This is a genomic window from Anabaena sp. UHCC 0204, assembly GCF_009711975.1.
Taxonomy (GTDB): Bacteria; Cyanobacteriota; Cyanobacteriia; order Cyanobacteriales; family Nostocaceae; genus Dolichospermum.
In genome coordinates this window covers 311586-336445 of record NZ_VIKW01000001.1, presented here as the reverse complement: position 1 = coordinate 336445, position 24860 = coordinate 311586, and the positions used below count along the sequence as shown (strand labels likewise).

Annotated in this window: 21 protein-coding genes; 9 read left to right on the top strand and 12 right to left on the bottom strand. The window is 38.8% G+C overall.

Going from position 1 to position 24860, the window contains the following annotated elements; genetic code table 11:
• Positions 1-12 precede the first annotated feature (12 nt).
• The gene (locus tag FJR04_RS01510; protein WP_168491113.1) at positions 13-765 is read right to left on the bottom strand and encodes a response regulator transcription factor; all 753 of its coding nucleotides are present in this window, start codon (positions 763-765) and stop codon (positions 13-15) included.
• A 216-nt stretch (positions 766-981) separates the two neighbouring features.
• On the opposite strand from FJR04_RS01510, the gene FJR04_RS01505 reads away from it, so the two are divergent.
• Entirely contained in the window at positions 982-1968 is a 987-nt protein-coding gene (locus FJR04_RS01505; protein ID WP_168491111.1) for a hypothetical protein, read from the top strand.
• A 34-nt stretch (positions 1969-2002) separates the two neighbouring features.
• The gene (locus tag FJR04_RS01500) at positions 2003-3082 is read left to right on the top strand and encodes a hypothetical protein (protein ID WP_168491109.1); all 1080 of its coding nucleotides are present in this window, start codon (positions 2003-2005) and stop codon (positions 3080-3082) included.
• Positions 3083-3134: 52 nt separating this feature from the next.
• Here FJR04_RS01500 and FJR04_RS01495 read toward each other — a convergent pair whose 3' ends face one another.
• Positions 3135-3305: a hypothetical protein gene (locus tag FJR04_RS01495; RefSeq protein WP_168491107.1), complete on the bottom strand. Its 171-nt coding sequence runs from the start codon at positions 3303-3305 to the stop codon at positions 3135-3137.
• A 367-nt stretch (positions 3306-3672) separates the two neighbouring features.
• On the opposite strand from FJR04_RS01495, the gene FJR04_RS26000 reads away from it, so the two are divergent.
• Both FJR04_RS26000 and FJR04_RS01485 read left to right on the top strand, forming a co-directional pair.
• Entirely contained in the window at positions 3673-3825 is a 153-nt protein-coding gene (locus FJR04_RS26000) for a hypothetical protein (protein WP_254445180.1), read from the top strand.
• A gap of 5 nt (positions 3826-3830) precedes the next feature.
• On the top strand, positions 3831-4262 hold the full coding sequence (locus tag FJR04_RS01485) for a hypothetical protein (RefSeq protein ID WP_168491105.1): 432 nt from the start codon (positions 3831-3833) through the stop codon (positions 4260-4262).
• Between the two features lie 285 nt (positions 4263-4547).
• Here the strand turns inward: FJR04_RS01485 and FJR04_RS01480 are convergent, their stop codons facing one another.
• Complete coding sequence (locus FJR04_RS01480; protein ID WP_168491103.1) at positions 4548-5117, bottom strand: pentapeptide repeat-containing protein; 570 nt, start codon at positions 5115-5117, stop codon at positions 4548-4550.
• 239 nt (positions 5118-5356) lie between these two features.
• Here FJR04_RS01480 and FJR04_RS01475 point away from each other — a divergent pair, with 239 nt between their 5' ends.
• Positions 5357-5938 (top strand): hypothetical protein, encoded by a 582-nt coding sequence (locus FJR04_RS01475; RefSeq protein ID WP_168491101.1) that lies wholly within the window; start codon positions 5357-5359, stop codon positions 5936-5938.
• Between the two features lie 15 nt (positions 5939-5953).
• Here the strand turns inward: FJR04_RS01475 and FJR04_RS01470 are convergent, their stop codons facing one another.
• The 4 genes from FJR04_RS01470 to FJR04_RS01455 all read right to left on the bottom strand — a co-directional run bounded on the left by FJR04_RS01470 (position 5954) and on the right by FJR04_RS01455 (position 13776).
• Positions 5954-8041 carry a DNA phosphorothioation-associated putative methyltransferase gene (locus FJR04_RS01470; RefSeq protein WP_168491099.1) on the bottom strand — a complete coding sequence of 696 codons (2088 nt, stop codon included), beginning with the start codon at positions 8039-8041 and terminating at the stop codon, positions 5954-5956.
• A gap of 39 nt (positions 8042-8080) precedes the next feature.
• Positions 8081-8458: a response regulator transcription factor gene (locus FJR04_RS01465; RefSeq protein ID WP_168491097.1), complete on the bottom strand. Its 378-nt coding sequence runs from the start codon at positions 8456-8458 to the stop codon at positions 8081-8083.
• 182 nt (positions 8459-8640) lie between these two features.
• The gene (locus FJR04_RS01460) at positions 8641-11637 is read right to left on the bottom strand and encodes a PAS domain S-box protein (protein WP_168491096.1); all 2997 of its coding nucleotides are present in this window, start codon (positions 11635-11637) and stop codon (positions 8641-8643) included.
• Between the two features lie 183 nt (positions 11638-11820).
• Entirely contained in the window at positions 11821-13776 is a 1956-nt protein-coding gene (locus tag FJR04_RS01455; protein ID WP_168491094.1) for an ATP-binding protein, read from the bottom strand.
• A 592-nt stretch (positions 13777-14368) separates the two neighbouring features.
• Here FJR04_RS01455 and FJR04_RS01450 point away from each other — a divergent pair.
• Positions 14369-14587 (top strand): hypothetical protein, encoded by a 219-nt coding sequence (locus FJR04_RS01450; RefSeq protein WP_168491092.1) that lies wholly within the window; start codon positions 14369-14371, stop codon positions 14585-14587.
• Between the two features lie 17 nt (positions 14588-14604).
• Here the strand turns inward: FJR04_RS01450 and ribD are convergent, their stop codons facing one another.
• The 4 genes from ribD to FJR04_RS01430 all read right to left on the bottom strand — a co-directional run bounded on the left by ribD (position 14605) and on the right by FJR04_RS01430 (position 18507).
• On the bottom strand, positions 14605-15774 hold the full coding sequence (ribD, locus tag FJR04_RS01445) for a bifunctional diaminohydroxyphosphoribosylaminopyrimidine deaminase/5-amino-6-(5-phosphoribosylamino)uracil reductase RibD (protein ID WP_168491090.1): 1170 nt from the start codon (positions 15772-15774) through the stop codon (positions 14605-14607).
• Between the two features lie 5 nt (positions 15775-15779).
• Entirely contained in the window at positions 15780-16397 is a 618-nt protein-coding gene (gene mreD / locus FJR04_RS01440) for a rod shape-determining protein MreD (RefSeq protein ID WP_168491089.1), read from the bottom strand.
• A gap of 27 nt (positions 16398-16424) precedes the next feature.
• Entirely contained in the window at positions 16425-17213 is a 789-nt protein-coding gene (gene mreC / locus FJR04_RS01435; RefSeq protein WP_168491088.1) for a rod shape-determining protein MreC, read from the bottom strand.
• Positions 17214-17499: 286 nt separating this feature from the next.
• On the bottom strand, positions 17500-18507 hold the full coding sequence (locus FJR04_RS01430) for a rod shape-determining protein (protein ID WP_168491086.1): 1008 nt from the start codon (positions 18505-18507) through the stop codon (positions 17500-17502).
• 368 nt (positions 18508-18875) lie between these two features.
• Between FJR04_RS01430 and FJR04_RS01425 the strand changes: the two genes are divergently transcribed.
• Complete coding sequence (locus FJR04_RS01425; protein ID WP_168491085.1) at positions 18876-19238, top strand: single-stranded DNA-binding protein; 363 nt, start codon at positions 18876-18878, stop codon at positions 19236-19238.
• A 96-nt stretch (positions 19239-19334) separates the two neighbouring features.
• Here FJR04_RS01425 and FJR04_RS01420 read toward each other — a convergent pair whose 3' ends face one another.
• Entirely contained in the window at positions 19335-20081 is a 747-nt protein-coding gene (locus FJR04_RS01420; RefSeq protein ID WP_168491083.1) for an SIMPL domain-containing protein, read from the bottom strand.
• 504 nt (positions 20082-20585) lie between these two features.
• Between FJR04_RS01420 and FJR04_RS01415 the strand changes: the two genes are divergently transcribed.
• Together FJR04_RS01415 and FJR04_RS01410 are read left to right on the top strand one after the other, a co-directional pair.
• Positions 20586-23288, top strand: a complete 2703-nt coding sequence (locus FJR04_RS01415) for a DNA methyltransferase (protein WP_168491081.1) — start codon at positions 20586-20588, stop codon at positions 23286-23288.
• A 120-nt stretch (positions 23289-23408) separates the two neighbouring features.
• The gene (locus FJR04_RS01410) at positions 23409-24830 is read left to right on the top strand and encodes a cation:proton antiporter (protein ID WP_168491079.1); all 1422 of its coding nucleotides are present in this window, start codon (positions 23409-23411) and stop codon (positions 24828-24830) included.
• Positions 24831-24860: the final 30 nt, after the last annotated feature.

The window sequence follows — 24860 nt, the reverse complement described above, 5'->3', positions numbered from 1 at the left end:
AGAAAGGGTGCATCAACCAAATCTATAACCAAAACCTCTTACAGTTACAACATATTCTGGATGACTGGGATCTTGTTCCAACTTTTCCCGTAACCAACGGATATGAACATCCACCGTTTTGCTATCCCCAACAAAATCTGGACCCCATATCTGATCTAATAATTGCTCCCGTGACCATACGCGACGGGTATAACTCATAAACAGTTCCAACAGCCGGAACTCTTTAGGAGACAAGTTTACCTCTTCTCCACGGACTATTACCCGACACTCTTGAGCATTTAAAGTTATATCTTTGTGCTTGAGAACAGGGACTTGTGGCAATGTACTTAAACGTTGGCGACGCAGTAAAGCTCGACACCGTGCCACTAATTCCCGCATACTAAAGGGTTTAGTCAAGTAATCATCCGCCCCCACTTCTAAACCCAGCACTCTGTCAGTTTCGCTACCTTTAGCACTGAGCATTAAAATTGGTACTGAGTTTCCTTGATGACGCAATAGCCGACAGATATCTAGACCATTGATTTGAGGCAACATCAAATCCAATATCACCAAGTCTAAACAAAAATCTTCTGAATTCTGTTCATAACTTTTTAGATATTCTATCGCCGCTCGCCCATCATCAGCCGTAATTACGTCATAGCCTTCTTCTGCCAACGCGACAACTAGCATTTCCCGAATCAGTTCTTCGTCTTCGACTATGAGAATTCGACTTGTTTGTCCAATGTCTGCTCTCACGGAATATTTAGCCAATTCACTGGTATACATTAATTTGGCAAGTGTATAACAAAACCTAGTATATTATAAATCATACCAACCATAGATTTATTTTGATTTTCTTTCTATTTGGTTTGATTGTAAAGTTATATATCAGTAGTCTCCAGAATTATCTTGACAACCGCAGATTTATAAATTACACTCTTAGTACAAAAGTACCAATACAAGGTAACAAGGAAGAATTAGCTAATTTAAGGAAGTGGAAATATGACAACGGGTGTAATTAAAGATAGCAAACAACAACTGGTACAATCCTTTCAACAAATTCGGACAGAAAGGAAAAAACTAGATACAAAAATAGCTACTAAACAAGAAGAAGCTGAAAAGGTAAAAAACCAGGAAATTTTAGCAGCAGCTTCTACCTATACCATTGATACTATTGTTAAAGGTTTAGCTGATTTACAATTAGAATTTGGCAGCATTGTCAATGCACTGGCAGAAAAATTAGCACAAGAAAATACTAAACTAGATGAACTGAATCAATCTATTGAAATTGAAACACAACGCTTACAAGAACTCAGACAAATTAGAATTGTCGCTGATACTTTAGATATTTTTACTCAAGAACATCAGGAAAAATTAAAGCTCCTAGAACAGGATACAGCTAATCAAAAAGAAGTTATAGAAAAAGAAGCAGCCGCAAAAAGAAAAGAATGGCAAAAAGAACAGATAGAATTTACCGACAAATTGCAAACTTATAATGAGTTATTAGCAAAAGAGCGGCAACAAGAAGCAGAAGAATATGAATATAAATTAGCAACTACTCGTAAACTCACAACAGATGCTTATGAAGGCAAAAAACGCAATTTAGAAAGAGAAATAGCCGACACTATTCAACAAAAAGAAAAAGACTGGACAGAAAGAGAGAAAATACTCACAGATAATCAAAAATTGTTTACGGAATATCAACAACAAGCTGCTAAATTTCCTACAGAATTGGAAGAGGCAGTTAAGAAATCTAGAGAAGATGCTATCAAGGAAACTAGCCAAAAAGCTAAAGTCGAATCCGATTTATTTGAAAAAGAATGGGAATCCACAAAACAGAGTTATGAACTAAAAATTAACTCTCTAGAAGAAACAATTAGCAAACAAACTGAACAAGTTGAAGGGATTGCTGCTCAACTACAAACTGCGCTTAAACAAGCTCAAGATTTAGCCATGAGAGCTTTTGACAGTTCTACAAATAATAAATAGAAACTTGAAAATTTCCAGATTTTAGAGGTGAATAATGCCAGCAAAAAAACCAACTGATAAAAATACAAAAGCCGAAATTCTCCAAGCTTATGAAGAATTAGTCAAAGAGCAATCTGCACTAAAAAACCAACTAGAACAGAAACCAAAAGAAAAACCTGCTGCACCTAAAGAACAGACTACACCAGAACCTAAAATAGCTATGACTCAAACTACTACTATTCAACAAAAGATGAATAATACAATTCAAAGTCTAGCTAATATTCAGCTAGGGTTTGGTAGTGCTGCTAATGAATTATCCGAACAACTAACGACAAAAGCTACTAAATTAGCAGAAATTCAGCAAGTTGTCGAAGAAGAAGTTTCCCAATTAGCTCAATTACATAACTTAGAAGTTTCTGAAGATATTTTAGATACTTTGATTCAATCTTATGAAGATAACGAAAAAGCGTATCAGGAGGAGTACAGTCAACGTTATGAAATTTTAGCTCAGGAAATTTTAGAACTAAATAATAACTGGAAAAAAGCACAGGAAGAACATCAACTAACTGTTAAAGAACGCAATGAAAATCTCAACCGGACTCGACAACGAGATATAGCAGAATATAAATATGATTTAGAACTGCAACGCAAGTTAACAATTGATGAATATGAGCAGGAACGAAAGTTATTAAATAACCAATTGGAAGAACAGAAACAAGCAACAGAAAAAGAATGGGCTGAAAAAGAGAAAACAATTGCTGACAGAGAAAAAGAATTTGCAGAATTGAAAGCTAAAGTAGAAGCGTTCCCTAAAGATAAAGAAACTGCTCTTAAAAAAGCGACAGAAGAAGGTAAAGGTATTGCTACTTACCAAGCTAAGGTAAAATCAGATTTGTATGCGAAGGAAGTAGAAGGACAAAAACGTTTTTACGAGCAAAGATTACAGTCTTTAGAACAAACAATAACTAATCAACAAACACGACTAGAAAATCTTTCCAGACAATTAGAATCTGCCCTTAAACAAGTTCAGGATTTGGCTGTTAAGGCTATTGAAGGTAGTTCAAATGTCAATTCCTATCAAGCAATGAAAGAGATAGCTTTAGAACAGGCAAAAAGCCAAGCAAAAACTAAATAATTGATTGGTTCATGGCAGGTAAAATACCTGCCATTGTGATTATTATAAAGACTTAATCCGTTATTTCACCTTCCCGTTTTGCCCTAGCTACATCTTGTTTAATTAACTGTTCTATATAATTACTCAAGGATCTGCCTTGGTTCTTGGCTACTTTCTCAGCATCATCTTTAAGTTTTTGCTCTATGTATGTTGATACTCTGGTTTTATCAGTTGTCACTGTCATAACTAACGCTGCTTTATCACTTTACCGTTCTACTTTCCTTGAATATACATCTACTATAGAACTAATATGAGTTGATATAATCCTAGAGTGGTACTACCATAGTGTCAATAGAGGAAATTTGTCTGGAAAACAAGTACAAAAGCGATCGCGCCAATTAAGCGGCATTGCTGAATTCAGGTATGAATTCTCTGACTTTAACTTTTAAAACTCTTACCTTTGCGTCTTTGCGTGAGCTTAATTCATACTTCCATTATGCAACACCTTTAATAACATTGAGAAAGATATGCCAAAATCAAGGTACGACGGACGAGAAAAATAATAAATCTCGTCATGCAGCAGCCGACGAAGACTGTTGTGATAACGAAGTGTGGCGTTAGCCATAGAAATGTCTGAGAAATACGGTTGGAAACTGGTTGATATAGAGAAAACGGGCAATGATATTTTACCTGTGGATTGTGTATTTGATGGTAAAACAGAATTTCCACAGTCCTATTATGACACTGATACTGGTAAGGAGTAATAATAATGCGTAAGTGGATTGTTTTTCGGGCTGAAAAGCGTCAACCCGGTTGGCAAGAAAGAAAATATGCTCACACAGGTTCTTTAACAAAAACTTTAGCTGAACATTATGATTGTTCAGATGAACCATTGCCAGAACGTGGATATCGTCCACCAGAGTTTATCCGTGTTGATCAGTTCGCTGATGCACACCATCCAGAAGCTAAAACCCATTATCGCCTCAGCGATTGGGAAGTGACCAACGTAGAAACCTACACTCCTGATATTCCAGTTGGTATAGGTTTTGATATGATTGTAATTTGTTACTGCAAATATTCACCTATAAATTCTCCACTTCAACCAATGCCAGAGAGACAAGTATCAGTTGAATCTTTTGGAGGAAACGAAGAGGATTACAGTCGGTGGTTGGAAAAAGCAAAAGAACCTGCTCAAGTATAGTGAGAGGATAAGTAGGTGAGCGTTAAAAATTGTTGTTGAGATAAGCTAGGGGAGCAGAGAGCAGGAGGAAAGAGTTTCAGCTTGCTTTGCTTCACATACCTTTAGATTTTTCTGTTCACCTACTTACATTAACTAAAAATGTGTATATTCTGACTATTTAGCAGTTCAAACTTTAAATTATACGAACAGCCGGTAAGCGTAAAACTCAGTGGCTTCAGCCCTGAGAGTGTCAACCAATTTTACTTGCCTTCTACACAATTGGATATTTTTTTTAGTTGGCAGTCCCTAACTATGAATACTACCATCAGGCATAATAGCGCCTGTAAGAAAGGTCTCACTCATATCTGTATCATCTAAATTAGCTCCGGTTAAATTCACTTCACACAAATTAGCCTCACTTAAATCAGCACCACTCAAGTCTGCACCTTGTAAATCAGCTTTCCACATTCGCACTCCTCCCATTTTCGCCCCACTCAGATTTGCACCCTGTAAGTTTGCGGAGGAAATTGAGGCCATGTGTAAATTAGCATCACATAAGTTAGCACCACTTAACAATGCGCCGCTGAGGTCTGATTCATTTAAGTGAGCAGTTGTCAACGTAGCGTGAGTTAAATCAGCACCACAGAGAATTACTTCAGATAAATGCGCTCTTTCTAAAGTTGCGCCTTGGAGATTAGCTTTACTCAAGTTAGCTCCGCTAAAAGAAGCTTCTGTCAGATTTGCTCCTCTTAAATCTGCTCTCCCAAAATCAACACCACCCAGGTTTACCCCTTGTAGATTTGCTCCTGGTAATGCAATTCGGCTAAAGCTTCTTTCTCCTGTTGCATACCTAGCTAAGAGTTCTTGAACATTCATACCTTTCTAGACCTTAATAATTAACAATTCAAAATTCCAAATATAATTAAATATTGCTGACAAAATGATTATTGAAAATAGAGTTTAAATTTAGTGTTGATTTAATTTAATCATAAATATAGCTTTAATTATAAATATATTCACATTTTTTAACCTCTTGGTAATTAATCCAATCATCTAAAATTACTCAAATGCTACAATATAATTACTAGTTAGATTATCGTTCAGTATTGATGAAAATGAGCAATTTAAAATTAGGCAAATATCTTAGTTTAGAAGAATTCTGCACCTGTACACAAACTTATCATAAATATGCCGAAAATATCAACCCCTATCCGCAAAATATACAAGAAGTAATTCCGGCGTTACAGGATTTAACTAAATTTATCATTGACCCAATCATAGATTATTTTAGTAGAGAAAGATTTCGGCTTACCTACGGTTTTTGTTCACCAGACTTAAAAAAGTATCTTGAGAAAAAAGATCCAATTACAGGTCAAAAAAATGGGCGCGTAGCCCCCAATCTTGACCAACATATCAGTTATGAAATCAACAAAAATGGTAAATATTACTGTGATAGATTAGGAGCAGCTTGTGATTTTATCATCATAGACTTACCGACTACAGAATTAGTAGAATGGATTTTACAAACAAAACTACCTTTCGATTCCCTATATTTTTACAGTAACCATCAACCAATTCACATTAGTTATGGAATGCAACACAAACGAGATATTTGGACATTTAATAACTCAGGAATACCCACAAAGAAAGGAATTACAGATTGGATAAAATTAGCTAAAGAAATTGAACGCAGATAAAAACTGATTCCATTTCTATAATTCTGAATCTTCACCTTGATTAATTTTATCTCTTTCGACTTTGCGATGGTAAACAGCATTTTTTAATAATTTTAATTTATATGGATCAGCATCTTTACACCAATTTAACTTATAACCATTGAGAACAGTACAATTTTCTTGCAGACATTTTTTCCAGCCAGAAAGACGACTAATACTACGCCAATTATCCAAAAGTCCCCTATCTTCTTCTTGACGAGTTAACTTAGCAAATTTCTCATATTGGGGATAATCAGGAGTAACTAAAGCCTCTATTTGGTGTAAAATTGGTGGGTCATCTTCCAGATCATAATCTTGATAAGTAACGTGCAAATCCCGGAGATCAATTGTCATCACCTTTGATAAAATTGGGTGAGGATCAATATCGAAATCAGGATAAAATAAATAAGAAATCTTGGGTGTTTTGAGATGAAATTTAATCACATTTGCTGCTTCTAACCGTCCAATAGTCCTACTCGCGCAACCTTCATAAAGACGGAGTAAAGGATCAACTGCTTGTAATGCAGAAATGTGAACACAAAGGGAATTCGGTAATTTTTTACCTACTTTGCTTTCTTGACAACGTTTGATAATGAGTTCTGTATTTCCCAAACTGCGTAACATTTGGTCAGCATCTAAACAAGCTTGTTTATAACTACTATATAAACCAAGAATGTCTTCTTGAACTGAGGGGGCTAATTGTCTTAATCTAGGACGACGGCTAAAATTACACAGGGCTAAATAAACCATCAAATCTTGACGGCGTTTATCTGCGATCGCCTGCCATTCATCCGAGTCAGTTGCCTGTATAATGACATTAAAAGCCCGGCGTAAACTCCCAAATTCCCCAGCAATTTCCGCTTCTTGAGATAATTCGCCCTTACTGGGAAGTCTTCCCCGTTCCGTCAGAAAATTCATTAACGGAGTTAATAATTCCTGATGTTCCTCAAATCGTTTTACACAACCACGAATTCGGGGAGTAGTTGCGCGGGAACGAAAACGAGAAGCACGAAATAACTCAGCTTCAGCTTCATCTCGAAAGACAAAATAAACCCCCAAAGCCACAGGAATTGAATCAACTCCTAATACTTGGTCAATGTAAATTTTTAATTCTTCTTGTTCATAATATTTCTGAAATGTGTTACGATTAGTAATTACCCCATCACCGTAAGCAATTACACCACGCTTAATATCAGCTATTAATACTTGGGCGGCTACTAGCAACACCTTTTGAGTGAGATTCCAAGCTTCTATTAAGGCTTCCCGGCGCTCGTTTTGGTGTTCAATGACATTAATCACAAAACCAATATTCACAATATCCGCAGCTATCCTGGGTGTATCTGGTGAGTAATAAGGGTCCCAGCCACAACTTGTATAACCCTGTTCAGCAATGCGGGTGACATCTCCACCATGTCCGCAACCATAATCAAAAAAGGTAGTTTCTGGGCTAAATAAGCTAGATTCTAGGGCTAAACGCACAGGACGGGACAAATCAGGGCGAATAATTGCCGCTTTGTGACGGTCTATTTTGGGAACTATAGTTGTAGCTATAGTAGTTTTTTCCCGTTGAATTAAGCGATGTCCTTGAACTTCCACACCATAAACTTGTAGCCGTTGTTCCCAGCCCAACTTAGTACCAATCCCTCTAGTATGATTGAGTAAACCTAACGCTACTTGAGCGCGAGTTAAAGCTGCAAACTCTTCATAAAAGGGATATTCTGAGGAAACAAAAGTTTCTTTGCGGTGTAAAATAGGCGGATTTTCTGAGTCACTGTAATCTCGATAACCAACTTCTAAAGTTTCTACATCAACCTGAATACTAGTTTGTAAAGCTGGATGAGGATCAGTATCAAAATCAGGATAAAATAAATAGGAAATTTTCGGTTTATTAGTGCTAAATTTAACTAAAGTTGCCGCCTGTGCTTGAGGTACAGCAATACGAGCGCGGCTTTCATATTCCTGAAGCCAAGGGTCAAGAGTATGTAACGCTAAAATATGAATGTAAAAAGCATCAGGTAACATTTTGCCAACTACATTGTTTTGGCAACATTTAATTATGTTACTGATATCAATAGGATGAAACATTGAGCAGTTTTCCTCAAGTACATTCCATTTAGTTTGTCATTAAAATCCCAACACCTGCCTTGATTTTTCAAGTACCTCTTTGGGACGAAAGGGTTTAGTGAGGTATAGGTCTGCACCAACCTCAATTCCTTTTTGTTTATCAAATTCCTGTCCCTTAGCTGTCAATATTATAATGTAGATGTCAGTCATTTGTAAGTCATGTTTCACAATGTGACATACTTGCAAACCACTCATTTTAGGCATCATGACATCGAGAAAGACCAGGTTTGGTTTTTCAGTTTTAATAGTTTCGAGAGCCTCTTCTCCATTTCTGGCAGTTAGGAGTTCAACTCCTTCATCTTCTAATGCTTCTAGAGCTTGTTCCATCAAAATTAAGATATTAGGTTCATCATCAACAATGAGAATTTTTTGAGTCATAGGGATTAGGGATTGGCTTAATTATTCTTTAAAATTCAAACTTAGTTTATGTAATAGGACTTACGCACAAGTCACGAAAGAACGAACTATGAAGGAACGAACTACGAAGGAATGAACCACGAAGGAACGAAGAACACGAAGAAAAGAGGGTTTCAGAGATATTTTGCGTAAGTCCTGTGTAATTAGCGATCAGACAGCATAATAAAGAATACATTTTCTAACGCCTTTTCAAACCGTAGAGCTTTTACCATGTCTGTTTCCTGAGAGAAAATAGAATCAATGATGATCATATCTGGTTTAGCTGACCGAGCTTTATTGATACATTCTTGTGGATCGGAAGCTTCAATTACGCTGTATCCTTGAGTTTGCAATACATCCGATATGGTTTTTAAAGTTGAGGCATTTTTATCAACAACCAAGACCTTTTTACTAGAAGTACCTTGAGAAAGCAATGAGCCTATTTCAGTGAGGAGTTTTTCTGTGTCAATGGGTTTAGTCAGATAGCGATCAATGCCAATGTGGTAGCCTCGTTCCTTATTTTCAATAATTGAGAGAATAATAATCGGAATTTCCGCCGTTTGGGGATCATTTTTAAGAACAGCGGCCACATCAAAACCGTTGATTTGAGGCATCATCACGTCTAGGAGAATTAGATCAGGACGGGATATTTTAATTTGATGAATTGCATCTACGCCATTTTTTGCTTCCTGGACATTGTAACCTTCGTTTTCCAGTTGTTGACGCAGCAGTTCTCGAATATTGATATCATCATCAACCACCAGAATAGTTTTGCAGTTTTCATTCCGCACCGTTTTCGTGGTGATAACGTGTTCTTTGAGTTGTTTGACGAGGGCATCTAGATTTAGACTGGGACTGCTGGGGTGGGTATTGCTGATAGAAGTGGGAACAATAAACGAGAAGATGCTACCGTTCCCTGGTTGACTCTCCACCCAGATTCTTCCGCCATGATGATCGATGATTTGTTTACAGATAGGTAATCCTAACCCTGTTCCTTTGGGTTTGTCGGTGAGAGTGTCGCCAACTTGGCGGAATTTCTCAAACACTTTCGGCTGATCTTCAGGGGCAATGCCAACACCTGTATCAATGACACTGATACAAACCCCGTCGTTTGCTTGTTTGACACGGCAGGTGACAGAACCAGATGTAGTGAATTTAACAGCATTGGAAATCAGGTTGATGAGGACTTGTAGTAGCCGATGGCGATCGCCTACTATCTGAGGTAGTCCGGGTTCAATCTCGCTCATCAACTGCAAACCATTAGTTTCAAATAATCCAGCGGTGGAATTGGTGGCCCCATCTAGTAATTCACTGACATCGAGGGGCTGCATCTGCCATTCCACTTTACCTGCTTCCATCTTGGCGATATCTAAGACATCGTTAATCAAAGATGTCAGTCGTTCTGCCTCCGAGACAATAATATTGAGATTGTCACCCACCCGTTTAATCGTTTTCTGAAGCTTGCGGTCTTCGGTAGAAAGTAGTGGGAATACGTTGGTTTCTAGCTTTTCTTTAATAATGGAAGCAAAACCGAGAACCGAGGTAAGAGGTGTCCGCAACTCGTGGGAAACAGTGGAAATGAAATCAGTTTTCATCTTGTCTATTTCTTTTTCCGCCGTTACATCCCGAATTAGCAGTGCAGAACCAAAGCAAACTGTGGGTTCATTCGCTGTTGTTCTTTTGAAAACGGCGGTGGCTACTGCCTGACCAATGCGTTCTTTGGCTAGTGTGACTTCGGCTGCAAATACATCTCCTGCATGGGTTTGAGTGCGTTCAAATAGCTCTGTTAAACCGGATATTGGTAGTTCCTGGTAGTGTCCATTCATGGTGGGGGCTGTCAATCCATACATGGCTAAAAAGGCAGGATTGAAATGAGTGATCAGTCCGGTGGTATCTATCACCAATAAACCATCCGCTAAGTTATCCAAAATGGCATTTAAACCCTGTGCTTCTGCGAGGGTATTTTGCAGGGCTGCTGTCCGCTCTATCACTCTGGCTTCCAGTTCTTGATTGAGTTGCCGCAAAGCGATTTCTGCTTGTTTGCGAGCAGTAATATCAGTATTGATTTCCAAGGTGGCGCATGGTTGTCCAGATGAATCTCTTTGCACTGTCCAACGGCTCTGGACAATGATGCCTTTGCCATCACTGGTGATATGTTGTAGTTCCCCTTCCCAGATACCTTGTTGCCAGCATTCTGCCTGGATTTCTTCTAGAGGTTTAGGAAAGATTGTTTGTAGAAGTTTGTGACTGGTGGTTTGATTTTTTACGTCCTGACAGATCCAGCCGTAAAGCCGTTCTGCGCCCTGACTCCAGTGGGTGATGTTGTCGGCAAAGTCGCGTACAATCACGGCATCGCTGGAATGATTTAACATATCCAAGAGACGTTGATTTTCGGCTTCTACTTGTTTGCGTTCGTGAATATCGGTGCAAGTTCCAATCCATTCCCGAATACTGCCGTCTTCCGCTATGACGGGCGCACCACAAACAAAAAAGTGGCGATAAGAACCATCTTTGCCACGAATGCGATATTCAACTTCATAGATACTGCGATTAGCAACGGCTGCACCCCAAATTTCGGCTGTATGAGCGCAATCATCAGGATGTACGGCATCAATCCATCCCCCGTTGGATGCTTCCTCTACAGTTTGTCCTGTATAAGCTATCCAGCTTGCTACTTCAATACAAATACCTGTGGGTGAAGCTACCCAAACAATTTGAGTGGTAGCTGTTACTAAAGAGCGATATCTTGCTTCGCTCTGTTTGAGGATTTGTTCGGCATATTGGCGTTCTTGTTGGGCGCGTTGGAGGTTGCTGAGATTTTCTACACTACACCAGAGTAGGCGATCGCCATCTTTCTCAATCATCCGTCCAGAAATCCTGACTGGAACTAGATGCCCGTCTTGATGAAGATACTCTTGCTCATAGGGTCCATAGCGACCAGTTTTTTCTAATTTCTCTAACATCCCTCGCTCGGTGGCGGCATCGTTTTTAGGAGTAATCTGCCAGCGGTTGAGATTCAGTGTTTCGGGAACAGTACGCCCCAAAATAGCAGCATAAGCAGGATTAATATCAATCAGCGTTCCATCTGTTCGGCACAGTACCAAACCAACCGGACATTGTTCAAATAGCTGACGATTATATTCATCAAGTTCAGTAAACATAATTTTATAATTTGTAATTTGTAAAATTTTTCTCTGTTCTTAGTACGTACACAACGACGTAAATAAACCAACTATTAGGAATTCTCAAGAAGCTTGTATCATCTGCTTTTTTAATTTTTAATTTTTAATTCCGCCCTGCGGTATTAGTTAGTGGTGAAGAAGTTTCCCTCTGCTCTCTATCACCTAATCAATTTGAGTAGGAGAATAGAAGCAGGACAACAAGGTGGCATAGAGCTTGATGGAAATTGGATACTGTTGGAACATCTGGTAAATTTGCTCTGGTGATGCAGCATCAAGGTTGGGACTTTGCTGTGAAAGTTGCTGGATCAGTTGAGTATGGCGAATTAGCAGATCCGTAGGTTTGAGCATGATGGGAACTGTTGAGGTCATGAAGCCATTTTCATCGGTAATAGGGGATAATTCAGTTGTGGAAGTTGGTGGCACAGAATTGTAATTTTCCTCTTCAGCAGAGTCTACCATTACACAATTTACCGGAATCTGAATCCAGAATTCTGTCCCTTTACCCGGTTGAGAACGACATTTTAGAATCCCTCGATGTCTATCTACAACAATTTGATGACTGATTGCCATACCTAAACCTGTTCCTTTACCTACCTCTTTTGTAGTGAAGAAGGGATCATACATCTGCCTCATGACTTCCTCTTTCATTCCTAGTCCATTGTCGGTAATACAAATTACCACCCACTGATTGTTAAGGACTTGAGTGCGAATGATGATTTGAGGCGTAGGAGTAGATATTTCCATATTTTCTATTTTTTCCTCTAACGCATCAATGGCATTAGACAAGATGTTCATAAATACCTGGTTTAACTGTCCGGGGTAGCATTCAATCTGGGGAAGTTTGCCATAATCTTTAATGATTTTAATTTCTGGACGATGACCAGCCGCTTTGAGGCGATGATGAAGAATCATTAGTGTTCCGTCAATACCATCATGAATGTTGACGGTTTTTATCTGGGCTTCGTCATGACGGGAAAAGTTTTTGAGGGATTGGACAATTTCCACAATTCGATCAGTACCTAACTTCATGGAATCCAATAGTTTTGGCAGATCCTGGATAATAAATTCCAAATCTATATTCTCTAAATCTGATTGCAAATCTAAAGGAGCAATAGGTAAAAATTTCTGATAGTCTTGCAGCAGATGTAACAAGTCTAAAGCGTACTCGCCAACATACCTTAAATTGCCACAAATGAAGTTAAGGGGATTATTGATTTCATGGGCAACTCCGGCTACAAGTTGTCCTAGACTTGACATTTTCTCGCTTTGGATTAGCTGGGTTTGTGCTAGTTGCAATTCATGAAGAGTTTGTTGAAGTCTATGGGCTTGGGCTTGAGCTTGGGTAGCTGCATGGGTACTTTGTTCATAGAGTAAAGCTTTTTCAATAGCGATCGCTGTTTGGGAAGCAAAGATACTCACTAATTTGAGGTGTTCTGCTTTGTATGCGTCGGTTTTTGTTGTCCCTATAGCGATCGCTCCGAGTACCCGCTCTTTAGCTCTCAATGGTACACAAATCAAAGCTCCCACGTTTTTCTGTTCCTCTAATCGCGGATCGACTTGCACATCATTAATCAGTTCTGCCCGACCGGATTGGACTACTTTGCCAATAATTCCCTGTCCCGGTTTTGGCTGACTGTGATCAAAAAATACTCCAAATTTAGCAATGATTTCAAATGTAGTTGCATCTGGACTCATAAGCAGGATCATTCCCCCAGATGATTCAATCAATTGACTCATTTCCTGAAGTACGAGTTGGGCAATCTGTTGCGTATCCAAACTCGTTGTGAGTTGAGTGGAAATATCCTCAAACAAATCTATTTCCTGATATCTTTCCAGCAATTCTTTAGCGAGTTCTTTTTTCTCACCTTCCTGTTTGGCTAAAAATGAGAGCAAAGTCGCTAGTAGAGTTACCTGTTCTTCCCCAACAACCCAACCGATTATTTCTCCTGAAACCTCAATTGGATATCTATTTGTTGAGGTTTGCTCTCCAATGCTGATTATTTTTGTCCCGTCTACCAATTCAACGTCAATCGCTATGTTGAACTGTTGTATTAAGTCATGAATCAGTGACGATAACTCTTTTTTGCGAAGAATCTTTTTGAGGCTAACAGTTTGCATTGTTTTGCATTATATTGATGTTTTTTTTCCTTGACTTTGTACTCTATAACTAGCATCGGTTTAGTTTTAAATGGTAAATCTATTTTGTCAAATTATATTAATAAATTCCGGAGATATTTGCCTAAACTTATAAAATTATATACAGCAGATTGCAAATTAATGAGGTACAGAATCTAAATTGAAACCTATACACAAAGTCTGTTTTACTCCTGACTCCTGTACGGGCAAAGCATTCGGGCAATCAGTTATCCATTTTGGTTCAAGGCTATTTTCCGAATGCTGATGCTTCCATCTCCCATCAGGGATACGCCCCTATAACTCCTGCTGTAACATACGGCAAGGAAAAGTTAACAGGTAAGAATTTTACCCATTACCGATTACTAAATTTTCTGATTGTTTGCCATAAGCTTTATCTCCATTAAGTAAATTTTTGTGAATTTATATAAATTGACAATATTTATTTTAATTAAGATATTTGTGTACTTATTAAATTTTTAATAATACTTATATCTAGTTATAGATTTAAGCAGTCAATTAATATCAGAATTGTGTAATCTGAGAAAAACTAAACTAATGATTAAATAGAGGTCTAATGACTCCCACAATCATGCGTCAGCTTTGGTCTATAGTTGAGGCCACCCATACAGTAACTCTCTTGCAGCTTGATGATGCCAGTCTGGTACAGTGGTTGGTAAAACAAATCACTAATCAAGCCTTTTTAGATCCCAGTGAAATTGATTTTCTCTGTGACTACATTCAATCCCGGCTCAGTCTGATTCGTGATTTAGCTGATGAACGCCAACACTCATAGTTGAGTATCTTGACTATTTATTGAATTTTTAGTGGTAAATAACCTTCCACTAAGCAATCAGAACCGACAACACGCCAACTTACTCGTTCCAAAGGTAACGCTTCAGTCATACTAGTAAAGCCTAAGTTCCCCACAGGTGTAGGAGCATGATCACCGCCAATAATTTTGGGGGCGATAAATGCCATAATTTTTTGGACTGCACCTTGAGCGATCGCACTAGCAGCTAAAATACCACCGCATTCCCATAGCACGCTACAAAAACCCCGCTCATATAAATGACTCATCACTTGTTCTGGTGTCAGTGATATAAATTCCACCACTTCCACCCCTTTCTGACGCAGCATTTTTTGAAAAGATTGTGAACTGCCAACTTCCGTCAAAACTAAAGTTGGAGCTTCATGAGTATTCCAAAGACGAGCTTCTTTCGGTAAATTTAGAGTACGACTCATTACCACACGCAGAGGATTATGAGCCTCTACTTGATGACTAGTTAAGTAAGGATTATCTAGTCTGACTGTATTACCACCGACAATGACAGCATCACAAGCGGCTCGTAATTGATGAACCTCAGTGCGAGCATCTTGATTTGTCACCCAAGCACTATGACCAGAAGTAGTAGCAATTTTGCCATCTAAGGTCATAGCATATTTCAAAATGCCTAAAGGTCTTTTATAGAGAATACGATGTACAAAACCTTCATTTAACCGCCGACAGGCTGCTTCCTCAACCCCAACAACAACTTCTATCCCGGCTGCACGTAACCTGGCAATACCGCCACCAGCCACTAAGGGATTAGGATCAACCATCCCCACTACCACCTTAGACACACCAGCATTAATCAATCCTTCTGAACAAGGAGGAGTACGTCCATAGTGATTACAAGGTTCAAGACTCACATAAATAGTTGCGCCCTGCGCCCTTTCTCCCGCGGCTTGGAGGGCAAAAACTTCGGCGTGAGGTTCACCAGCACGGGGATGAAACCCTTCACCCACAATCTCCCCATCTTGGACAATCACCGCCCCTACTAACGGATTTGGAGAAGTGCGTCCCAAAGCAATGCGAGCTAGTTCCACACACCGTAACATCATGCGGGAGTCAAAATCATTACTAACTGTTTCTTTGACTACAAACTGATGATCTTGAGGTAAAGATGCAGATGTGGGAGAGACTCCTGGGCAATTATCCATGTCACTTATGAATTACGAATTAATTTTATCTGCTGCCACCAGCGACTAAGAGGATAATAAACCACAGGGGCCCACAAACTACTAAGAATTGCCGAAGCTAAGGTAGCACGCTGGTAATATGTCCAAATACTGTCTACATGACGATTTCCTATCAAAGATAACTGTACGGCAAAAATAGTATCTGCTAATACCGCCATCCCAAAGACAATTAAAGCAATAGAAATAAAGTCTTCTTGAATAAAACGCTGCTTTTGGATCAGCGCCGTTAACAGCCCAACTAATCCTAAGCTCAAAGTATGAGTTGGATCAGGTGATGTTATTGCGTCTTGTAATAGCCCCAAAATTATCCCGGATAGCATACCAGATAATACTGAGCGATTTACACTCCAAGCCACAACCCAAATTAGTAGCCAGTTAGGTCCTATGCCTAATAATTCCATTCCGGGCAGACGAGTTGGCAACATTAGTAAGCATAATAACACTGTTCCCAATATGACTATCCAATCGAGAATTTGATGCCACCAAGGATGCCAAAGTGCTAATGGCGGAATCAAGGAATGAGATTTTCGGACTGGTGATGCTGCTTTTGAGTCCCTGCTACCAAAAAATCCAGGTATCTTCATCGTTTTTCTAATTGCTAAAAACCTACATTATTTAGCCCCATTTTGCCTTGGTAACTCTTGAGGCTCTGGTTTTGGATAAACACTTACCCAATCCAAATGTCGAATTGGCGGAAATAACTCTACCCTTGCTACTGATGCGGGAAGTTTCTTTAAATCGAGAGACTTAATTTTGCCTATGGCTAAACCAGGAGGAAACTTCTGACTATAAGTAGATGTAGAAACTAAATCTCCTACCTTAACGTTAGGTACTTTTTCATAAAATTCTAATACTCCTTCAGCGGAAGAATCACCCTGCAAAACGCCTTTAGCTGATGTGCGACTGATATTCACTCCGACTTGACTTTTTAGATCACTGACTAATAATACACTGCTAGTATTAGTCGTGACAGTTTCTACTAAACCGACTAATCCACCATCAGCTTTCACAATAGAACCTTCTTGAATACCAGATGCAGTCCCCCGATTCAAAATCACTTGTTGCCACCAGTGATCAGCACTACGGCCTACCACTCGCGCTATCACGGGTTTTTCTGGCAGAGCTTCTTTCTCTACATAACCTAATAAATTTTTTAAGTTTTGATTTTGGCTTTCCAGATCAACTATGCGAGTCTGTAACTCTAAAAATCTCGCATCGCTAATACTTTGTTCAGGCGTGACTCCTGGCTGTAGCCTTTGTAAGGGGCTGGTTATTCCTTGATAAATTTCGTGCAATAAAGCACCTTTTGTTTCTCTAAGTGTCCAGGCGCTACCTATCACTAAAGCCAATATCCCTACCTGTAGTCCCTTATATTCCCACCAGCGTCTCACAGTAAACATATATACCTTTACATATTTTTATAAATTATTCAGGAATTGAGGAAGTATGGCTTATTCCTAACTGCCGCGGTGGCGATCGCCAAATTGTGAACTCCTGTTTTCTTTCTTGACAAGAATGGATTCTATATTTATTACCTTCGCCATTTTTTGTAGGTTGAGCGGCGCAAAACCCAATAAATGTGTGGGGTTATGTGTCTTAAACTAACTTACGAATCAAGGCTTTTTTAATTTAGTGAAGGTATTGACTATAGAATCCATGACATTATTTCTAGCTGACTATCTGTTGTTACATATTACGAGAACGTCCGCTAAATACTCGCTCCAACTGCTTGAAGTTTTCTAATACACGACCTGTTCCTAAAACAACACAACATAAAGGATCAGCGGCAATGTGAGTAACAATACCTGTTTCGTGACTAATCAAGGTATCTAGACCTTTCAGTAATGCACCGCCGCCAGCTAACATGATGCCACGATCAATAATGTCGGCTGCCAGTTCTGGAGGTGTGCGTTCTAGTGTCCGCCTAACTGCTTCTATAATTACGGCTAGAGGCTCTACCATGCTTTCCCGAATTTCCGGTCCTTTGATGGTGACAGTTCTAGGCAAGCCAGAAAGCAAGTGTAAGCCCCGGACTTCCATAATACTATCATTATCATCTGGGGTTGGATAGGCAGAACCAATTTTAATCTTAATATCTTCAGCAGTCCGTTCCCCAATGATCAGATTATGAACTTTCTTCATGTACTGAGTAATTGCCTCAGTTAATTCATCTCCGGCAATGCGTACTGATTCGCTAATAACTGTACCTTGAAGACTGAGTACCGCTACTTCTGTTGTCCCACCACCAATATCAATAATCATGTTGCCTGTGGGTTCAGCAACGGGCAAACCAGCACCAATTGCTGCTGCTACTGGCTCATCAATCAAATATACTTCTCTTGCTCCGGCTTGAGTCGCTGCATCCATTACAGCCCGTCTTTCTACGCCGGTGACACCGCTGGGAATGCCAATGACAATGCGGGGCAACATGAGGGATCTACCTTCATTTACCCGCTGGATAAAGCTTTTTAGCATTAATTCGGCAGTATCAAAGTCAGCGATCACACCATCCCGTAAGGGACGCAGGGCAATCACATTACCTGGTGTACGACCAAGCATTTTTTTAGCTTCTTCTCCTACTGCCAGCGCCACTTTCTCATTTTGATCAATGGCAACGACTGAAGGTTCTTGAAGAACAATTCCTTTACCAGATACATAAACTAGGGTGTTGGCTGTACCGAGGTCGATACCCATATCCCATGATGGACGAAAATTTCTGAAAAAACCCACGCGTCTCCATGCCCCCTATTTGCACTACTTGTGACTATAAAGATAAGAGTTATTAATGACGAATTTCATGATTTTGGTTGGCCTGACTCCAGTAAACTAGACTATTTTTTTATCTAGCTTTTGTCAATCTTGATTTTAGTTCCAAGACTCTTATGTTCTATCTTCTGAATATCACTCAGTATAACCGTATAATTTTTTTTAAAATGCCAAGTATTTTGGGAATTTTTTGATTGGGTTAATTGTTAGGATTCTAACATATTCTCAATATTTTCACAATTAGTTATTATAGAATTCAGCACAATGCAATACAAACGTACTAAAACAAAAAAACCATGAGTATTAATGTTGTCACCCTTGTTGGTCGTGTCGGCGGCGATCCAGATATGAAGTATTTTGAGTCAGGGACAATTAAGTGTAGACTCACCCTAGCAGTTAATAGGCGATCGCGTAATAACGATAAGCCAGACTGGTTTAATTTAGAACTTTGGGGAAAAACTGCGGAAGTTGCCGGCAACTATGTCCGTAAAGGTAGCCTCATTGGGGTGAAAGGTTCTTTAAAATTTGATTCATGGAGCGATCGCCAAACCGGAGTTAACCGTTCTAGTCCAGTGATTAACGTAGAACAACTAGAATTACTAGGCTCAAAACGTGATGGTGAAGGTGGGATGTCTGATATGTCTCCAGATAATTTCTAATTAGTCAGTGGTCAGTGGTCAGTGGTCAGTGGTCAGTGGTCAGTAGTCAGTGGTATTGAAACAAAGGACAACTGACAAAGGACAAAGGACAACTGACTAATAACTAATTTGCAATGTGACAGATGCTTGTACTTCTTGTTCGCCAGCAACGATGGGAGTAGAAGCATCTGCACTAGTTAATTTAGCAACCTCAGCCCGGTAAAGCATGGGTGGTGGAGGTGGACTTGCACCATTGACTTGAATACTGACGATTTCTTTTTGTTGTAATCCCAGGCTGCTCAGGACAGCTTCTGCTTGTTGCTGGGCATCTTGGGTAGCTTTTTTCAAGGCTTGTTTTTGGGCATTAGCGATCGCTTCATCACTAGCAATAAAACTCACACCGTTAATTTGTGTCGCCCCAGCTTTTACTGCATCATCTAATAAAGTCCCTGCTTCATCTGTAGGAATACGGAAACTGACTGTATTACTAGCTGAATAACCAGTAATTCGCTGTATATTATTACTGTAGCTATAGACTGGATTAAGACGTACACCAGTAGTAGTTAATTTCTGGACATTGCGTTTTTTGAGTAAAGCTACCACAGCGGATGACTTACGAGCGGCTTCTTTTTGGACATCTTGAGCCGTTTTTCCTTGAATTTCTACACCCAAACTAACTTGGGATAATGTGGTAGAAATTGTTTCTACACCCCGTCCACTGACAGTTAAAGTCCGCCATAATTTTTCCTTTTCTTGCGCCGATGCAGGTAGTATAAAAATCGCGCACATAAATATACTCAAAGATAATATTTTCCCAATTTTCCTGCCTGGAAACCTAGAATTAGATAAAACAGTGATAGACATTTTTTAACACTCCTCTACTAACCGATAAATTATTGATTAACTATTAATTACCAACAGTCACCAAAACATTTTCACACCGAAAGTGTAATTACTTGATGCAATTTGTATATTTATAGTTAAATCCCAGTCTCACTAAAATAAGACTTGGTTACATTTTTGGCAACGGAAAATTCTTTTTTGGGTTTCCTGTTCTCAACCCAATCTATTGAATTTTGCTAATTATTTTATGATAGTTCTTCCTTATCAACTTCATGATAACAGATTTAAAATCGAATGTCAACCCCTAAATCTTCTTTTAAATCCGAATCGTTTTAAAAATTGAGTGGTATTTTTAGATATATTAAGACTTACGTATAAGTAAGGGGAAAATGAACCACGAAGGGACGAAGGACACGTTCGCGCAGCGTCCCGTTAGGGATAGGGAAGAGTGTTTGAGAGAGCTTTTTCGTAAGTTCTGATATATTAACTTTGCATTTTTCCTTTGCGACTCTGGGAGAAAAAACAATGACATCATCAACACCTGAAAGTTTATCTAAATTCGTCAATTTTTGTAACCAACATATTACCGGACAAGAACGCAAAGAAGCACAAACATTTCTCGACAGATTTTTTCGAGCATTTGGCCATGAAGGTGCATTAGAAGCTGGTGCGACTTACGAAGAAGCAATTAAGAAAAGTAGTAAAACTGGAAAAACTGGCTTTGCTGATTTAGTGTGGAAACCCCGCGTTTTAATAGAGATGAAAAAACGGGGAGAAGACTTAAATAAACATTATTCCCAAGCTTTTGATTATTGGACAAGATTAGTCCCCAATCGTCCCAAATATGTGATTTTATGTAATTTTGATGAGTTTTGGATCTTTGATTTTGATATTCAATTAGATACACCCGTAGATAAAATATCTCTGGAACAACTGCCAGAACGGTCGGGAGCATTGGCATTTATGGAATTAGGGCAAAAAACTCCTGTATTCCAAAATAATCAAGTAGAAGTGACAAAACGTGCTGCTCATCGCATGGGAGAACTATTATTAGAGTTAGAAAAGAGGGGAATTGAAAAGTTAACAGCACAGCGGTTTATTTTGCAATGTGTGTTAGCGATGTTTGCGGAAGATAGACAACTGTTACCCCGTGATATGTTTATTTCTTGTGTGCAAGATTGTATGAGTGGGTTAAGTTCCTATGATGTTTTGGGTGGTTTATTTCGGGAAATGAATCAACCAGGAAAAACACCTGCGGGACGTTATCAAGGTGTAGATTATTTTAACGGGGGTTTGTTTTCCCAAATTCATGCAATTGAATTAACTAGAGAAGAATTAAATTTTTTAGATGTTTCTGCGCGAGAGAATTGGAGTAAAGTCCGTCCGGCTATTTTTGGGAATTTATTTGAAGGAAGTATATATAAAAAAGAACGTCACGCGAGGGGAATTCATTATACTTCAGAAGTGGATATTATGAAAATTGTCCGTCCGACAATTAGCCGTTATTGGGAAGAGAGAATTGAGGAAGCAAAGACAATTAAGGAACTTTCAAAACTGCAAATAGAATTACAAGGTTATCGAGTTTTAGATCCTGCTTGTGGTTCTGGTAATTTTCTTTATATTGCATATCAGGAATTGAAAAGAATTGAAATATTGCTTTTAAAAAAAATTCAATCTTTGAGTAAGTCTCCAGATAAACAAATGCAAATGGGTTTGGTGACTCCTTGGCAATTTTATGGAATGGATACAAATCCCTTTGCGGTGGAGTTAGCGCGGGTGACTTTGATGATTGCGCGGAAGATTGCAATTGATAATTTAAGTTTAACTGAACCGGCTTTACCTTTGGATACTTTGAATAATAATATTGTTTGTGAAGATGCTTTATTTAGTGAATGGGTAAAAGCAGATGCTATTATTGGAAATCCACCATTTTTAGGTGGAAAGAACATGAGAATGGATTTAAATGATGAATATGTAGATAGAATTTTTAAACGTTTTCCTAAAGTTAAAGATGTGGATTTTTGTGCTTATTGGTTTCGGTTAGCTCATGATAAAATTGATGAAAAAGGTAGAGTCGGTTTAGTTGCGACTAATTCTATAAGTCAAGGTAAAAGTAGAATTGCGGCTTTAGATTATATTACTCAAAATGGCGGTTATATTCATGAAGCGGTTTCTACGCAAGCTTGGTCTGGTGCTGCAAAAGTTCATGTTAGTATTGTCAATTGGTGTAAGGATAAACCAACAAAGTATTATTTAGATGATCTTGTAGTTTCACAAATCAATTCTTCTCTGAAATCTAGTGTTGATGTTTCTCAAGCTGTGCGATTAAAAGCAAATATGAATAAATGTTTTCAGGGTGTAATTCCTAATGGAAAAGGATTTCTGGTTAGCGAAGAAAAAGTAGAAGAATGGATTAACAATGATTCCCAAAATAAAGAAGTTCTAAAATTATTTTCAATGGGTGCAAATTTAGCTAAAAATCCTCATGGTAAACCAGAAAGATGGATTATTGATTTTAATAATATGAGTATTGAAGAAGCTAGTGATTATCAATTACCTTTTGCACAAGTTAAGCAAACTATACCCTTAGAACGTCAAAATAATCGTAATGAAAAATTGCAGCTTAATTGGTGGAAATATGAAGGGAAAAGAATAGAAATGAGAAAATCCCTATCTCAATTAGATTACTACTTTACAGTCCCTAGAGTTTCTAAATGGGCTATATTTATTCCAGCACCTTTAAATTGGCTACCAGGTGATTTAAATATTGTTATAGCATCAGATGATTTTTATATATTAGGAATTCTCACATCTAAGGTACATCGTGTTTGGGTAAACGCGCAAAGTTCAACATTAAAAGGTGATACGCGCTATACTAATACAACTTGTTTTGAAACATTTCCATTTCCGCAAACAGCAGATATTAAGATAGTCGAACAAATCCGCACCAAAGCCGAAGAACTGCATCAATATCGCACGCAACAAATGGAAACAAAACAATGGGGAATCACCACATTATATAATAAATTATTCAACGAACCCAGCAGCCAACTTTATAAACTACATCAACAATTAGATACGCTGGTAATGACAGCTTATCAATTCAACTCAGAAGATGATATTTTAGAAAAACTGCTTATCTTCAACTTAGAAGTAGGAGAAAAAGAAAAACAGGGAATTAAAATTATTGGACCATATTCACCAGATGAGAACATACAGCACATTTAATGTAAATCAGGTAAAAATGATGCTATAACTTATGTCTGTCATTAGCACTGTATATATCTATCTGGCTTAATTATTGCCAAAAAAGAGTAAAAATAAAGAAAAGGATACTTAATATAACCAATGCAGTTTATCAGTGCAATCAACTTTACTGTTCCCTTGTTGGCAACTGCCACAGAAAGCGCAGACAGTTCCATGGTATTGGCCGCTGTGCTACTGAGTTTAGTAATAATTTACTTTGCCAGCAAAATTGGGGGAGAATTATCAACCAAAGTCGGTTTACCAGCGGTTTTAGGTGAACTTGTCGGTGGTGTAGTAGTTGGTATTTCGGTACTACATTTGCTGGTATTCCCAGAAGGTGGTACAGACAGTTCTAACTCTTTAATCATGTCCTTCCTGCAAATCACCGCCGGGTTAACCCCAGAAGCCACACCAGAGGTGTTTGCAGCCCAATCAGAAGTGATGTCTGTTTTATCAGAATTGGGTGTAATCATCCTGCTGTTTGAAATTGGCTTAGAATCCAACTTAAAAGACCTGATGGAAGTTGGTATTCAGGCCTTTGTTGTCGCAGTAGTAGGGGTAGTAGTACCCTTTGCGGCAGGGACTGTAGGATTGATGACACTATTTGGTATCAGTGCTGTGCCGGCGATTTTTGCTGGTGCTGCTTTGACTGCAACCAGTATTGGGATTACCTCAAAAGTGCTGTCCGAATTAGGGCGATTGAACTCCAAAGAAGGGCAAATTATTCTGGGTGCAGCCGTTATTGATGACGTATTGGGAATTATCGTCCTGGCGGTAGTTGCTAGTTTAGCCAGAGATGGTGCAGTAGATGTAGTTAACGTCATTTATCTGATCATTAGTGCCAGTGCTTTTCTGATTGGGGCGATAGTGCTAGGTAATGTATTTAATAAATCATTTGTAGCGATCGCAGATCAACTTAAAACCAGAGGGGAATTAGTTGTACCCGCCTTTGTTTTTGCCTTTATGATGGCTTACCTAGCCTCAGTCATCCATTTAGAAGCAATTCTGGGGGCTTTTGCCGCAGGTTTAGTTCTCGAAGAAACTGATAAACGCAAAGAGCTACAAAGGCAAGTTCTTCCCATTGCTGATATCCTAGTTCCTGTTTTCTTCGTCACCGTCGGTGCAAAAACTGATTTGGGAGTCTTAAACCCATCAATTCCCGCGAATCGGGAAGGTTTAATCATGGCAACTTTCCTGATTACAGTCGCTATCATCGGTAAAGTAATTACAGGTTTAACAGTATTTGGTCAACCAGGAATTAACCGTTTGGCTATTGGTGTGGGGATGATTCCTAGAGGTGAAGTAGGTTTAGTATTTGCTGGTGTAGGTGCAGCTAGTGGAGTTATCTCCAAACCACTAGGAGCAGCAATTATTATGATGGTCATTCTTACCACATTTATTGCTCCGCCCCTCTTAAGAATCGTCTTTCCAGAATCAAACACCCCAGAAAGTTTAGACAGCGATTCTGGAAAATCATTAGCATTAGAACCACCACAGCCTCTCACAACCACAGACAATGATTAGTAATATAAGCAGGTGACAGGGAACAGGTGA

Bases quoted from the DNA above. Each gene is read 5' to 3' on its own strand.
- FJR04_RS01415 (WP_168491081.1), top strand. From the start codon at position 20,586: ATGACATCATCAACACCTGAAAGTTTATCTAAATTCGTCAATTTTTGT.
- FJR04_RS01480 (WP_168491103.1), bottom strand. From the start codon at position 5,117: ATGAATGTTCAAGAACTCTTAGCTAGGTATGCAACAGGAGAAAGAAGC.
- FJR04_RS01485 (WP_168491105.1), top strand. From the start codon at position 3,831: ATGCGTAAGTGGATTGTTTTTCGGGCTGAAAAGCGTCAACCCGGTTGG.
- mreD (WP_168491089.1), bottom strand. From the start codon at position 16,397: ATGAAGATACCTGGATTTTTTGGTAGCAGGGACTCAAAAGCAGCATCA.
- FJR04_RS01475 (WP_168491101.1), top strand. From the start codon at position 5,357: ATGAGCAATTTAAAATTAGGCAAATATCTTAGTTTAGAAGAATTCTGC.
- FJR04_RS01410 (WP_168491079.1), top strand. From the start codon at position 23,409: ATGCAGTTTATCAGTGCAATCAACTTTACTGTTCCCTTGTTGGCAACT.
- FJR04_RS01450 (WP_168491092.1), top strand. From the start codon at position 14,369: ATGACTCCCACAATCATGCGTCAGCTTTGGTCTATAGTTGAGGCCACC.
- mreC (WP_168491088.1), bottom strand. From the start codon at position 17,213: ATGTTTACTGTGAGACGCTGGTGGGAATATAAGGGACTACAGGTAGGG.
- FJR04_RS01495 (WP_168491107.1), bottom strand. From the start codon at position 3,305: ATGACAGTGACAACTGATAAAACCAGAGTATCAACATACATAGAGCAA.
- FJR04_RS01465 (WP_168491097.1), bottom strand. From the start codon at position 8,458: ATGACTCAAAAAATTCTCATTGTTGATGATGAACCTAATATCTTAATT.
- FJR04_RS01510 (WP_168491113.1), bottom strand. From the start codon at position 765: ATGTATACCAGTGAATTGGCTAAATATTCCGTGAGAGCAGACATTGGA.
- FJR04_RS01500 (WP_168491109.1), top strand. From the start codon at position 2,003: ATGCCAGCAAAAAAACCAACTGATAAAAATACAAAAGCCGAAATTCTC.
- FJR04_RS01470 (WP_168491099.1), bottom strand. From the start codon at position 8,041: ATGTTTCATCCTATTGATATCAGTAACATAATTAAATGTTGCCAAAAC.
- FJR04_RS01430 (WP_168491086.1), bottom strand. From the start codon at position 18,507: ATGGGTATCGACCTCGGTACAGCCAACACCCTAGTTTATGTATCTGGT.
- FJR04_RS01425 (WP_168491085.1), top strand. From the start codon at position 18,876: ATGAGTATTAATGTTGTCACCCTTGTTGGTCGTGTCGGCGGCGATCCA.
- FJR04_RS01460 (WP_168491096.1), bottom strand. From the start codon at position 11,637: ATGTTTACTGAACTTGATGAATATAATCGTCAGCTATTTGAACAATGT.
- FJR04_RS01420 (WP_168491083.1), bottom strand. From the start codon at position 20,081: ATGTCTATCACTGTTTTATCTAATTCTAGGTTTCCAGGCAGGAAAATT.
- ribD (WP_168491090.1), bottom strand. From the start codon at position 15,774: ATGGATAATTGCCCAGGAGTCTCTCCCACATCTGCATCTTTACCTCAA.
- FJR04_RS01505 (WP_168491111.1), top strand. From the start codon at position 982: ATGACAACGGGTGTAATTAAAGATAGCAAACAACAACTGGTACAATCC.
- FJR04_RS01455 (WP_168491094.1), bottom strand. From the start codon at position 13,776: ATGCAAACTGTTAGCCTCAAAAAGATTCTTCGCAAAAAAGAGTTATCG.